The sequence below is a fragment of the Curtobacterium sp. AC272 genome, from assembly GCF_979258155.1.
In genome coordinates this window covers 2,870,209-2,882,723 of sequence record NZ_OZ409838.1, presented here as the reverse complement: position 1 = coordinate 2,882,723, position 12,515 = coordinate 2,870,209, and the positions used below count along the sequence as shown (strand labels likewise).

General features: G+C 72.0%; 12 protein-coding genes, 1 tRNA gene and 1 pseudogene. 11 read left to right on the top strand and 3 right to left on the bottom strand.

Features of this window, described 5'->3' with window-relative positions; all coding sequences use genetic code 11:
• Window positions 1-123 precede the first annotated feature (123 nt).
• The 3 genes and pseudogenes from ACZZ0J_RS14890 to ACZZ0J_RS14880 all read right to left on the bottom strand — a co-directional run bounded on the left by ACZZ0J_RS14890 (window position 124) and on the right by ACZZ0J_RS14880 (window position 1,556).
• Window positions 124-471: a hypothetical protein gene (locus ACZZ0J_RS14890; protein WP_111085404.1), complete on the bottom strand. Its 348-nt coding sequence runs from the start codon at window positions 469-471 to the stop codon at window positions 124-126.
• Complete coding sequence (locus ACZZ0J_RS14885) at window positions 461-637, bottom strand: hypothetical protein (RefSeq protein ID WP_463437536.1); 177 nt, start codon at window positions 635-637, stop codon at window positions 461-463. The genes ACZZ0J_RS14890 and ACZZ0J_RS14885 overlap by 11 nt, the downstream gene beginning before the upstream one ends.
• Window positions 634-1,556: pseudogene (locus tag ACZZ0J_RS14880) on the bottom strand (DUF6177 family protein). Before ACZZ0J_RS14880 ends, ACZZ0J_RS14885 begins: the two are co-directional and overlap by 4 nt.
• 199 nt (window positions 1,557-1,755) lie before the next feature.
• Here ACZZ0J_RS14880 and ACZZ0J_RS14875 point away from each other — a divergent pair.
• The 11 genes from ACZZ0J_RS14875 (at window position 1,756) to ACZZ0J_RS14825 (ending at window position 12,505) form a co-directional block, all read left to right on the top strand.
• Window positions 1,756-1,829: transfer RNA gene (locus tag ACZZ0J_RS14875), tRNA-Gly, on the top strand.
• Between the two features lie 14 nt (window positions 1,830-1,843).
• Entirely contained in the window at window positions 1,844-2,461 is a 618-nt protein-coding gene (locus ACZZ0J_RS14870; RefSeq protein WP_194648383.1) for a GntR family transcriptional regulator, read from the top strand.
• A gap of 181 nt (window positions 2,462-2,642) precedes the next feature.
• Entirely contained in the window at window positions 2,643-3,428 is a 786-nt protein-coding gene (locus tag ACZZ0J_RS14865) for an MFS transporter (protein ID WP_463437535.1), read from the top strand.
• Window positions 3,419-4,090 (top strand): MFS transporter, encoded by a 672-nt coding sequence (locus ACZZ0J_RS14860; RefSeq protein ID WP_463437534.1) that lies wholly within the window; start codon window positions 3,419-3,421, stop codon window positions 4,088-4,090. Before ACZZ0J_RS14865 ends, ACZZ0J_RS14860 begins: the two co-directional genes overlap by 10 nt.
• Before the next feature lie 80 nt (window positions 4,091-4,170).
• Window positions 4,171-5,073, top strand: a complete 903-nt coding sequence (locus ACZZ0J_RS14855) for an ABC transporter substrate-binding protein (protein WP_123672130.1) — start codon at window positions 4,171-4,173, stop codon at window positions 5,071-5,073.
• Window positions 5,070-6,080 carry an ornithine cyclodeaminase family protein gene (locus ACZZ0J_RS14850; RefSeq protein WP_463437533.1) on the top strand — a complete coding sequence of 337 codons (1,011 nt, stop codon included), beginning with the start codon at window positions 5,070-5,072 and terminating at the stop codon, window positions 6,078-6,080. Before ACZZ0J_RS14855 ends, ACZZ0J_RS14850 begins: the two co-directional genes overlap by 4 nt.
• A gap of 67 nt (window positions 6,081-6,147) precedes the next feature.
• Window positions 6,148-7,071 carry a class A beta-lactamase gene (bla, locus tag ACZZ0J_RS14845; RefSeq protein WP_463437532.1) on the top strand — a complete coding sequence of 308 codons (924 nt, stop codon included), beginning with the start codon at window positions 6,148-6,150 and terminating at the stop codon, window positions 7,069-7,071.
• A 112-nt stretch (window positions 7,072-7,183) separates the two neighbouring features.
• Window positions 7,184-8,452 (top strand): NAD(P)/FAD-dependent oxidoreductase, encoded by a 1,269-nt coding sequence (locus ACZZ0J_RS14840; RefSeq protein ID WP_463437531.1) that lies wholly within the window; start codon window positions 7,184-7,186, stop codon window positions 8,450-8,452.
• A complete protein-coding gene (locus ACZZ0J_RS14835) occupies window positions 8,449-9,585 on the top strand; it encodes an FAD-dependent oxidoreductase (protein WP_463437530.1) in 1,137 nt (378 codons plus the stop codon). Before ACZZ0J_RS14840 ends, ACZZ0J_RS14835 begins: the two co-directional genes overlap by 4 nt.
• A complete protein-coding gene (locus tag ACZZ0J_RS14830; protein WP_463437529.1) occupies window positions 9,582-11,141 on the top strand; it encodes an ABC transporter substrate-binding protein in 1,560 nt (519 codons plus the stop codon). The genes ACZZ0J_RS14835 and ACZZ0J_RS14830 overlap by 4 nt, the downstream gene beginning before the upstream one ends.
• Window positions 11,138-12,505, top strand: a complete 1,368-nt coding sequence (locus ACZZ0J_RS14825; protein ID WP_463437528.1) for a M20/M25/M40 family metallo-hydrolase — start codon at window positions 11,138-11,140, stop codon at window positions 12,503-12,505. Before ACZZ0J_RS14830 ends, ACZZ0J_RS14825 begins: the two co-directional genes overlap by 4 nt.
• The last annotated feature ends 10 nt before the right edge of the window (window positions 12,506-12,515 follow it).

The following is a 12,515-nucleotide window of genomic DNA, read 5'->3' as shown; positions in this document are numbered from 1 at the left end:
GGCCTCGAAACCTGCGTTCTCACCACAACTGGGGGCACCGCGTGGCCGATCCGCGCGACGAGTCACTCCGGCAGTCGTCGCGTCGGGCCGCATCGGTTCCGTCAGTCGTCGCGCCCGGCTCCGTCAGTCGCCGTGGACGATGCAGACCGCGTCGAGGTCGAGTGCGGCCTCGAGTGCCGCCGAGATCCCGGACTCGCCGTCCGACCCCGCGGGGGTGACGGTGTCGACCCACCACAGCGGCGTCGCGATCGTGGGAGCGTCCGGCAGGATCCGTTCGACCTCGTCGAACGAGTCCACCCGCCGCACCCCGAGCACGGTGATCACCGGGTGCGTGGCGTCGCGGCAGACCTGCAGCATCGGGCCGTCGTCGAGGGCGCGGACACCCCAGGACTCGTCGTGCAGGAGCAGCGCCTCGGCGACCTCCCGCGGCTCGACCGGCTGGCGGCAGAGGATGGTGACGTCACGCGGCACCCTGACCGCCTGCCACGCGGGTGTCCCGCACGTGCCCGTCGAGCGTGCCCTCGTCGTGGGCCGGGTCGAGGGGCGCTCCGCCGACGAGCTGCAGGAAGCGGTCCTCGTCGATGCGGTCGAGGAAGGACTCGAGGGCTTCCCAGCCGTCCTCGAAGCGGACGATCATGCCGCCGTCGGCGACGTGCGTGTCGCCTGCTCCGGACCGGGTGCCGAACGTCGCCGTCGTGGTGCGCGGTGGCGGCCACACCCGTCGCGGTCCAGGAACTCAGAGGCTTCGGGTCCGACGACCACGGCGAGCGGCGACGGCTCGCCGTGCGACACCGCGCGGATCAGGTGGTCGGCATCGCCCCGGCGCTGCATCACCACTCCGAAGACGGGCACGACCTGGTCGGCGACCTGCTGCACGGCGTCGAACAGGCGGTTCGCGAGCTCCGGGTCGGTGTTCTCCTCGGGCACGGTCAGGACGGCGGACATCGTCTCGACGACGACGCCACCGACCAGGTGGGCGGTCATGGTGGCGGAGAAGCCCTCGCCGACGGCGTACGAGGTCGACACCCCGGGCGCCTCGTGCTTGGCGTACTGCGTGACGACCCATCGGTCCCACGGCACGGTGAGCGGTTCGGCGGTGCCCCAGCGGGTGGGGCAGGTGCCGACGGTGTGGCACAGGGCCTCGATCGCGGACCCCATGTCCACGGCTCGCTCGGCGTGGTGGCGGAGCGTCAGGTCGATGCTGATCTGGCGGACGGAGTCGGCCGCGACCGGGTGCTCGGGCGACGGTGTGCCGACGAGTTCGGGGCCGCGGTGCACGAAGTCCTCGATGCCCGAGGCTGCTGCACCCGTCCGGCCGTCGCGCAGTGTCCCGTCGAAGTCGGCGACGGCCCACGCGGCACCGTAGGCACCGAGCGCGTGCCGCAGGGCGGGGTGATCGCGGATTCGCGCCCGGTCCGCAGCACGACCATGCGGCCGGCGTCCGCCGAACGACGGAGCAGTGAGGCGAGGGCGTCCGTCAGCCACACGACCGGCGAGGCGGACTCGACCACGATGGCGGGACCGACCACGTCGTCGATGAGGGGATGCCTGACCATCCGGGTCCTCCTCGGGTTCTTCGGCGCTGGAACTCCCTGGACGGTACACACGACGACGACACCTGTCCGTCAGGCTGGCGTGCTCACAGCGGAGACTCGGGAGGCACGACACACGCCCGACAGGAGGCGTACGGTGCGCGGTCGGCTGGCTTCCAGGCGAGAATCCGCTAGGCTTGCCGAGTCCCGTTCTGCGGGGCGCGCGAGTGTAGTTCAATGGTAGAACTCCAGCTTCCCAAGCTGGTAGCGCGGGTTCGATTCCCGTCACTCGCTCCAACTAGCATCGTGCTGTGGAGTCCAAGCCGGCATCTGTCCTCAAGGCGATCAGGGCCGAGATCATCGCCGGCACGCTCGCCCGTGGCTCCCGGCTGAAGGAAGACGCCCTCGCCGAACGCTTCGGCGTCTCGCGGGTCCCCGTGCGCGAAGCACTCCGGCAGCTCGAGACCGAGGGGTTCGTCGAGTCCGAGAAGTTCAAGGGCGTCCGGGTCGCCGACTCCTCGACCGAGGTGGTCATCGAGCTCATGCAGATCCGCCGGGGGCTCGAGGTGCTCGCCGCCGAGCTCGCCGCGCGTCGCCAGGGTGGCGAGTGCGCCGACCTGCTCCGCGCCGTCGGTCGTGAACACCGGTCCGACCAAGAGGTCGAGGCTGCGCACTCACCGCGGTTCGCGTTCCACGGGCTGGTGGCACGCGCCTCGGGGAACAGCCGGCTCGAGACGATGATCGACCACCTGATCCACCAGACGGCGTGGGCGTTCGAGCGGGTCACGCAGGACGAGGTGGCGTCGAGCAGCGACGACCACACGGCCGTTGCCGGCGCGATCCTGCGCGGTGCCTCGGTGCAGGCGGGGCTGCTGATGGACGAGCACCTGCGTCGCGACGAAGCGATCTACCGGGCCCTGAACCCGTAAGAACGTATACAAAACGCCCCGCGAGCTTGGCGGGAGTGCGTCTGGATGCTTGAATATCCAGGTGATTCAGGCAGCCGTAACGAACCGTCTCGTGTTCGAAACCAGCCCGAAACAGCTTTTCGTATACAAAAGAGTGACCGCACGGTGCACCCACCTCACTCTTCCCCCGCTGGAGTTACGAATGACTGCTGTAACCCGCTCCACCGCACCAACCCGAACCGCTTCCGCTGCCCGAACCGAAGGCGGCATCGGATCCGCCCTCGACTCGATCGGCTTCACCCGGGCCCAGTTCTGGGTCCTCATGCTCATCCTCGCCGGGGAGTTCTTCGACACGCTCGAACAGAACTCCGTCGGCGCGATGGCCACCAACATCAAGGCCTCGCTCGCCATCGGCGACGTCCAGCTCTCCACGATCAACACCGCCACCGTCCTGGGTGGGCTGGTCGGCCGGTTCCTGGCCGGCTGGCTCGCCGACAAGTACGGTCGGCGGTTCTCGCTCGGGCTCAACCTGCTCGTCTACACGCTCGGCGGCCTCCTCAGCGCCGTCTCCTTCAACTTCGACATGCTGCTCGTCAGCCGGTTCATCGTCGGGATCGGCGTCGGCGGCGAGTTCATGATCGGCATCGCGATGCTGTCAGAGATGGTGGCCACCAAGTACCGCGGCGGCCTCATCGCGACCATCAACGTCGGTGCCGGCGGCATCGGCAACTTCATCTCCTACGGACTCTTCCTGCTGCTGCTCGGCCCGCTGGCCGTCCCGCTCGGTGGCGACGACCAGGTCTGGCGCTGGACGTTCGTGATCCTCGCGATCCCGGCGCTGTTCGTCGTCCTGTACCGCCGCAAGCTGCCCGAGACGCCTCGCTGGCTGCTGTCGAAGGGACGGGTGGACGAGGCGAACCGCTCGCTCGCGGTCCTCGCCTCGAACACGCTCACCCCGCCCGCCGACGCTGCTCCCCGGTGCGCCTGACGCCGGCCGACCTGCCCCCGGTCGCCCTGCACTCGTCGCCCGCAGCGGTGTTCCACAAGCTGGTGCTCCGTCGGACGATCGCCATCGGCGTCGCCTCGTGGATGGCCTTCGGCGTGCAGGTCACGCTGAACTTCCTGATGCCGACCCTGCTCGTCGAGCGTGGGTACACCGTGTCGCAGAGCCTGCTCTACACGATGATCATGAACATCGGATCGCTCCTCGGGTGCACGGCAGCGGCGCTCCTGGCGAACCGCGTCGGACGTCGGCCCCTCATCGCCGTCGCGGGCATCCTCGGCTGCCTCACCGCCCTGGCGTTCGCGGCCTTCGGCAACGACACCGCCGCGATCCTGGTGCTCGGCGCCCTGTTCCAGTTCTTCACGATGCTGACGAACACGACCCTCGCGGCGTGGACCGCCGAGGTCTACCCGACCGCGATCCGTGCCTCCGGCGCCTCGATCGTCAACGGCATCGGCAACATCGCCGGAGCGGTCATGCCGTTCGCCGCGATCGCGCTGTACGGCTCCTGGGCCTTCGCCGGCGTCTTCGGACTCGCCGCCGTCATGTACGCGGTCCTCGTCGTCGCGTCGCGCTTCGCCCCGGAGACCCGCGGCCGGTCGCTCGAGGACGTCAACGAGAACGCCCTCTCGACCACCACCGCCTGACCCACCTGACCACCCGCACGAACCGCACCACCCCGGTGGGCCGGACACCCCGGCCCACCACCCCACGATCGGAGAACACCATGGACACCCTCAAGATCTCGGCGACCGCGAACGGCCTCAACTACCTGCCCGAGTACGTCGCCGACGTGGGCGGACTGTTCGCCGAGCGCGGCCTGTCCGTCACCGCGAAGGCCTGCGACCCGTGGACCGGCGTCCTCGACGACATCGACTCGCACGAGGCCGACCTCGCCCTCGGCGGTCTCTGGGTCCCCGCGATGTACGCCGGGACCCCGCGCAAGCTGTCGGTCGTGGGCCAGCTCAACCACGGGTTCCCGATGACCATCGTCGCCCGCGACGAGACGACCCCGATCACCCTGGACTGGCTCGCCGGCAAGGTCGTCCTGGCGCCCGGCGCCGGCGGCAGCGCCCCGTACGAGTTCACGGCCGGACTCGTCCGCGAGGCCGGGTTCGACGTCGCGGCGACCCGCTTCGTCCGCGACCTGTCGACCGCGATGCTCATCGAGCTGTACCAGGGCGGGCTCGGTGACGCGATCATCCTCGACCTCGTCTCCGCCCAGGAACTCGTCGCCGCCGGTGGGGGCACGATCGTCTTCCGGCACCTCGACGCCGGTGGGGTGATGCCGAACAGCGTCTACTACACGCGCACGGACCGCATCGACGAGCTCGGCGACCGGGTCGACCGGTTCATGGACGGCATCGCCGCCGCGATGGCCAAGATCACCGCGGGCGACGCCGACGCCGAGATCGCGGCCGTGCTCGCCGCCCGGTGGCCGGAGAAGGACGCCGCCCTGCTGCGACGGGCCGCCGACGAGATGGCTGCGGGGGGCGTCTGGGACTCCGCGGTCGTCGACCGCGAGGCCTCGGACCGCTGGATGCGCATCCTGTTCGACGGTGGCCTCACGACCCACACCCCGTCGCTCGAGGAGCTGCTCGGCGCCTCGACCGCCGTCACCGCGTCGTGACCGTCGTCCTCGGCGCCACCGACGTCGCCGGTCTCATCGACGCCGTCGACGTCGTCGGGGCCGTGGAGGCCGTCCACGCCGACCTCGGGACCGGCGCGATGCAGCAGCCGGCTCCGGTCGCCCTGACCGGCGCCGACGACGCGCTCTTCCTGCCGATGGCCGTGCGCTCCGACCGACTCGGGCTCGTCGCCGTCAAGCTGATGGCCGACATCCCCGACAACGGTGCGCGAGGGCTGCCGTCGCAGCGGTCCACGATCCTGGTGTCCTCGTCGGTCACCGGTGAGTGCGTCGCCGTGCTCGACGGCATGACGATCACCCGGGCGCGGACCGCGGCGGCGACCGTCGTCGCGACGAAGCACCTCGCCCGATCAGCCAGCCGGACCCTCGGGATCCTCGGCGCGGGCAACCTCGCCGTCGAGCACGTCCGTGCCTTCGAGGCGACGCGACCGTTCGAGCGGATCGTCCTGTGGTCACGGTCGTCCGGAACGGTCACCCGGTTCCTCGAGGCCGTCGGACCGGACGTGGCCCGACGGTGCGTGGTCGTGCCGGAGGTCCGGCGCGTGGTCGAGGAAGCCGACGTGCTCTGCACCCTGACGCCCTCGGTCGACCCGATCGTCCGCGGCGCCTGGTTGTACGCCGGCCAGCACGTGAACGCGGTCGGGGCACGTCCCCGCCCGACGCACCGGGAGCTCGACGGCGCGGCGATGGCACGTGGCACGCTCTTCGTCGACAGCCGGGCCACCGCCTGGACGAAGTCGGGTGACCTGCTCGAGGCCGTGGTCGAGGGCGCGGTCCCGCAGGACCTCCACCCGGCGGAACTCGGCGAGGTCGTCGCCGGACGCGCACCCGGCCGGACCGGGGACGACGAGATCACCGTGTTCGACTCGGTCGGGCTCGGCGCGCAGGACCTCGCCGTCGCGGCCCGGCTGATCGACCTCGCACGCGAACGGGGTGTCGGGACGCAGGTCTCCGTCGCCCGGGTCGGGGTGCCGGTTCCCGGCGTGTGACCAGGGTCGAGCGGCAGGGTGCTCCCATGCGCCGTGCTCTCCCCTGGTCGTCGGCGGCACCGTCGCCGTGCTCGTCCTCGCCGGGTGCTCCGGTGGCGGCCCCGGTGCACCGACCGCGTCGGCCACGTCGTCCGCACGGTCCACGAGCACACCGACGAGCACCCCTGCGACGACGCCGCCGCGGACGGACGCCGCGACCACCGCCGCGGTCCGCCGGGCACTCGCGGGCCTCGAACGCGAGTACGACGCCACGGTCGGCGTCGTCGCGACCGACACCGTCACGGGTGAGACGGTCGCGTACAACGGCGACCGACGCTTCGGCTACGCCTCGACCATCAAGGCGTTCGCCGCGGCACAGTTCCTGCGCTCGGTGCCCGCGGACGCCCGGAACGAGGTCGTGCACTGGACGGCCGCGGACGTCGCCGCTGCCGGGTACTCCCCCGTGACGGAACAGCACGTGGCCGACGGGCTGTCGTACGGGCAGTTGGCCGAGGCAGCCGTCCGGATGAGCGACAACACGGCCCTGAACCTCGTGCTCACGCGCATCGGCGGTCCGAGCGGCCTGGACACCGCGTTGACCGAGCTCGGCGACACCACCACCGAGGTGGTCCACGGTGAGCCGGACCTCAACACCATCGAGCCGGGCAGCACCGAGGACACCACGACCCCGGCGGCGTTCACCGCAGCCCTGGCGACCGTGCTCGACGGCAGCACCCTGGACCGCGCCGACACCGCGCTGCTGGTCGACTGGATGGGCGGCAACGCGACCGGCGACGCACTCATCCGGGCCGGGGCACCCGACGGCTGGGTCGTGGTCGACAAGTCCGGGGGCGCCGGACCGATCCGGAACGACGTGGCGCGGGTGACCCCGCCCGGCGGCGACCCGATCGTGCTCTCGGTCCTGACGACGCGGAACGACCCCGACGCCGCCTACGACGACGCCCTGGTGGCCCGGTCGACATCGGCGGTGCTCGACGCGTTCGACCGCTGATCGACCGCCGAGCGACCGCTGATCGACCGGGGCAGCGATCGCCGTTCTGCACCGCGTCACACGGCGTCATGAACGACACCTGTCGGGGACCTCGGGACACTACGCTCGCTCCATGTCCTCCTCCGGATCCCCCGTGGTCGTCGTCGGCGCCGGCATCATCGGGCTGAGCGCCGCGTGGCACCTCGCCGCGCTCGGGCAGCGGGTCCTGCTCCTCGACAGCGGCACGGTCGCCGGGGGCACCACCACCGCAGGTGCCGGGTTCGTCGGCCAGTGGGCAGCCGGGTACGCCTGGTACTGGAACGAGTCCGAGCGCGACGTCGAGCAGTACGGCATCGACTTCTACCGCGACCTCGCCGGCGCCGGCCACGGCCCGACCGGGTACCGGCAGAACGGCAACGTCTGGCTGACCGTCACCGAGCAGGGTCGGGCCGACCACCTGCCGCCGTTCGAGCAGCACCCGCTCCGGCCGGCCGGGGCGCGGACTCTCACCCCGGCCGAGGCGGCCGACCTCGTGCCCGGACTCGACCCGGCCGCCGTCACCGCGGGCTTCCTCCATCCGGACGGCATCCAGATCAGTGCGCCGGACACGGCCGCAGCGCTGGTGCACGCGGTCCGTGCGCGGGGCGTCGAGATCCGCGAGCACACGCCGGTCGCCGGTCTGGAGGCCCGTGGGGACTCCGTCACGGGCGTCCGGACCGCGAACGGCGAGGTCATCGACGCCGCGAAGGTCGTGCTCGCCGCCGGCAGCTGGACGAACACGCTCCTCGCCCCCTTCGGGCGCGAGCTGCCGACGGTCCGGGTCGTCGCCAGCCGGCTCGTGACGACGCCGTTCGGTCTGCCGGGCACCCTGCCGACCCTGATGCTGCCGGAGCTGCACGGCCTGTGGATCCGTGAACACCGCGGCGGTCTGACGTACGGTGCCGGCCCCGGGTACGAGCCGCTGCACGTCGGCGGTGCGGACCGGAGCGACGAACCCGACCGCCGCCCGGTGCGCTCGGACCTGCTCGACGCCATGCGGACGTACCTGCACCCGATCGTCGCCCGGCTGCTCCCCGCCGCCGCGAGCGTGCTCGGGGTCGACGAGACCCCCACACAGGGCGTCGTCTCGATGACCGCCGACCGGAACTTCATCGTCGGCGCGGTCCCCGAGCTGGACGGACTCGTGGTGGCCGGTGGCGACAACGAGTCCGGCGTCACGCACGGACCGGGGCTCGGGCGGATCGCGGCGGAACTGAGCGTCACGGGCACGACCACCCTCGGCGACGCGAGCCGCTACGCCCCGGCACGGTTCCCGGCGGCGGCGCCGACCGAGGCCGAGGTGGTGGCGATGATGCCGGCGCGACGCGAGGCCGACGCCCGACGAGCCGGAGCCCTGGCATGAGCGACGTGCTGAGCGACCGGGCCCCGACGCACGTCGTGATCGGCGGCGGGGTCGTCGGCGCCGCCACCGCGTACGCCCTCACACTCCGCGGCGAGCGCGTCCTGCTCGTCGAGCAGCACGCGCGCGGGCACCACAACGGCTCGTCCCACGGCGCGACCCGGATCTTCCGGCAGGGCTACGCCGACCCCGAGTACGTGGCCCTGACCTCCCGCGCCCTGGTGCTGTGGGAAGCGCTCGAGGGCGCTGCGGACGAGGAGCTCATCGTCCGCACCGGTGCCGTCGACCACGGCCGCGCCGAGGTCGTCGACGCCATCGCCGCCGCGCTGACGGACGCCGGCATCCCGCACGAGACCCTCAGCCCGGACGCCGCAGCCGCACGCTGGCCGGGGATCGCGTTCGAGGGGCACGTGCTCGCGCACGCCACGGCCGGTCGCATCCGGTCCAACCGCGCCATCGAGGTGTTCCTCACCCTGGCGGAACGGACGGGGCTCGCCGAGCTGCGCTTCGACACGCGGGTCAGCGGGCTCGAGGACCACGGCGACGACGTGACGGTGACGCTGTCGGACGGGTCCACCCACCGCACCGCGTCCGTGGTGGCGGCCGTGGGGTCGTGGGCCCCCGCGCTGGTCGGCGACCTGCTCGCCGGACGCGGGGCGGGCCTCCCGGCCATCCGCGTCACCCAGGAGCAGCCCGCGCACTTCCCCAGCCGTCTGCCGGACCACGCGTGGCCGAGCTTCGTGCACTGGGCGGCCGACGACGACGTGTACGGCCTGCTCACCCCGGGCGAGGGCGTCAAGGTCGGGTTCCACGGCACCGGCCCCGTCGTCGATCCGGACCACCGCGACTTCACGCCCGTGCCGGCCGAGGCCGAGCGGCTGCAGGCCTACGCCGCGCGGTACGTGCCCGGTGTCGACGCGACGAAGCCGACCTTCATCAGCTGCCTGTACGACAACTCCCCCGACGAGGACTTCGTGATCGACCGACGTGGTCCCGTCACCGTCGCGACCGGGTTCTCCGGCCACGGCTTCAAGTTCGCACCGCTGCTCGGCGACATGATCGCCGACCTCGCGACCGGCGGGGCCGCACATCCCCGTTTCTCCCTCTCGAAACCATCCCCCTCAGGAACCCCGTGACGACCCGACTCCTCTCCGCGCTCGCGCTCTCCGCTGCCGTCGCCGCCGTGCTCACCGGCTGCGCCTCGACCGGGGCGTCCACCGACGTCTCCGACGGCCTGGTGATCGGGACCACCGATCCCGTCACCTCGCTCGACCCGGCCGGCGCCTGGGACCGCGGCAGCTACACGGTGCAGACGCAGCTGTACCAGCACCTGCTCACCTACCCGGCCGGCAAGACCACGACGAGTCCCGAGGTCGCCGAGTCGTGTGACTTCACCGACGGCACCCACTACGTGTGCCGGATCCGCGACGGGCTCACGTTCTCGAACGGTGACGCCCTGACGGCGAAGGACGTCGTGTTCTCGTTCGAGCGCCAGGTCGGCATCGGCTCCGAGAACGGTCCGGGGTCGCTGCTCGCCAACATGGCGTCCGTGGCGGCCGACGGCGACGAGGTCACGTTCACCCTGAAGCAGGCGAACGACCAGACGTTCCCGTACGTCCTGGCGAGCATGGCCGGGGCGATCGTCGACAGCAGGGTGTTCTCGAAGACGAAGGTCCACGCGGACGACGGGGTCGTCGGGTCCGGTCCGTACGCGCTGCAGCAGTCCGCCGACGGCGGGGCGACCATCGCGTTGACGGCGAACAAGGAGTACGACGGCACCGCGCCGGAGTCGTCGAGCGTGACGATCAAGCAGTACACGAAGTCCGCCGACCTCAAGCTCGCGGTGCAGGAGGGTGACGCCGACGTGGCGTACCGCCAGCTCACGCCGACCGAGGTCACCTCGTTGTCCGAGGACGACGGCCTGCAGCGGGTCCAGGGCTCGTCGGGCGAGGTCCGGTTCCTCGGCTTCAACCTCGACACGATGCCCGGTGACGACACCGCGCAGAAGACCGCGATCCGCCAGGCCGTCGCCGCGACGGTCGACCGCGCGGCGATCGCGAAGGACGTCTACCAGGGCACCTACGCTCCGGCCTACTCGATCGTGCCGTCCGACTTCACCGGCGCGACCGATGCGTTCCAGACGGAGTACGACGGCGCCGACCCCGCGGCCATCCTCGAGAAGGCCGGCGTGCGCACGCCCGTCGCGCTGCCGATCGAGTACACGACCGACCACTACGGCTCCGGGTCGGACGACGAGTACGCACTCATCAAGCAGCAGCTCGAGGACACCGGCCTGTTCACGGTCGACCTGCAGTCGGCGAGCTGGGACACCTACGTCGGGAACGTCGGCAAGGGCGAGTACCCGGTCTTCCAGCTCGGGTTCTTCCAGGACTACCCCGACGCCTCGTCGTACCTGACGCCGGCCTACGGTTCCGAGGACGTCAACCTGCTCGCGAACCACTTCGACGACCGGGCCGTGCAGCAGCTGGTCGCCGCGCAGGCGGTCGAGGCCGACGCGACCGAGCGGACCAAGCAGATCGAGGAGATCCAGCAGGACACCGCCGAGTCCGTGCCGCTCATCCCGTTGCTCGCCGGGCAGGAGAACGTCATCGGGCAGAAGTCGCTCACCGGGCTGACGAAGTCGGTCGACGCCTCTGGTGAGTTCCGCATCTGGGAGATCGGGCGCTCGTGAGCACCGGTGACGCAGCGCTGCGCGACGCGGTCCGCGCCGGGATGCCCGCGGGGCTCGACGAGCTCGCGGCGCTCGTCGCCATCCCGTCCGTCCACGATCCGGCCGTGCAGTCGCTCGACGACTGCCGCCGCGTCGCCGAGCGCGTGCGGGGTGCGTTCGACGGCCTCGGCCTGACCTCGCGCCGCGTCACGACGTCGGACGGCTCGCAGGCGGTCCTCGCGACCCACCACGCGCCGCCCGGCGCCCCGACGGTCCTGCTCTACGCCCACCACGACGTCCAGCCCGCGGGCGACCTCGCGGCGTGGACGAGCGACCCGTGGACCCTGACCGAGCGCCAGGGCCGGCTGTACGGTCGCGGCGCTGCTGACTGCAAGGGCGGGGTCGTCACCCACCTCGTGGCGCTGCGGGCGCTGCTCGACGTGCACGGATCGTTCCCGGTCGGACTCGTCGTGGTCGTCGAGGGGTCCGAGGAGCAGGGCACCGACGGCCTCGAGGAGTACGTGTCCACCCACGCAGCGGACTTCGCCGACGTCGACGCAGCCGTCGTGATGGACGCCGGGAACGCCGCCGTCGGGGTCCCCGCGCTCGTGACCACCCTGCGCGGCACGGCGTTCGTCGAGCTGCGCGTCCGAGCGCTGCACGGCAACGTGCACTCGGGGATGTTCGGCGGTGCCGCACCCGATGCCGTCGCGACCCTGGTGGCCCTGCTCGCCACGCTGCGCGACGACGCCGGGGACACCACCGTCGACGGACTCGAGGCCTCGCAGACCTGGGACGGCCTGCCCTACGACGCCGACCGGTTCGCCGCCGATGCCGGGCTGCTCGACGGCGCGGTGCCGATCGGGTCCGGGGACCCGGCATCCCAGGTCTGGGCACGGCCGGCGCTGACCGTCGTCGGCATCGATGCGCCGGCCGTCGCCGGGTCGTCGCCGTCCGTGCAGGCGACCGCCGGTGCCGCGCTGAACCTCCGGGTCCCGCCGGGTGTCGACCCCGCTGCCGCCGGCGAACTGCTCGTGGCGCACCTGCTGCGGCGAGCGCCCGCCGGGGTCGAGGTCACCGCGCGGGTCACGGGCACGGGCGACGGCTTCCGGGCGACGGCGGGGCAGTACTCATCGGCGTTCCGGAGCGCACTGGCGTCGTCGTACCGGGTGTCCTCCGTGGGCTCCCTCGGCGGCGGCGGATCGATCCCGCTCTGCGCGACACTCGAGCGGGCGATCCCGGGGGTCGAGGTCATCCTCGCAGGGGTGTCGGAGCCTGCTGCGAACGTGCACGCGCCGGACGAGAGCGTCGATCCGTCCGAGATCGAGCACATGGCCCTGGCCGAGGCGTCCTTCCTCGCCGGGCTCGGGCGCGCCCGCAGCTGACGTCACACGA

Coding starts and splice junctions, on each gene's coding strand:
- ACZZ0J_RS14840 (WP_463437531.1), top strand. CDS start 7,184: ATGTCCTCCTCCGGATCCCCCGTGGTCGTCGTCGGCGCCGGCATCATC.
- ACZZ0J_RS14865 (WP_463437535.1), top strand. CDS start 2,643: ATGACTGCTGTAACCCGCTCCACCGCACCAACCCGAACCGCTTCCGCT.
- ACZZ0J_RS14835 (WP_463437530.1), top strand. CDS start 8,449: ATGAGCGACGTGCTGAGCGACCGGGCCCCGACGCACGTCGTGATCGGC.
- ACZZ0J_RS14885 (WP_463437536.1), bottom strand. CDS start 637: ATGATCGTCCGCTTCGAGGACGGCTGGGAAGCCCTCGAGTCCTTCCTC.
- ACZZ0J_RS14855 (WP_123672130.1), top strand. CDS start 4,171: ATGGACACCCTCAAGATCTCGGCGACCGCGAACGGCCTCAACTACCTG.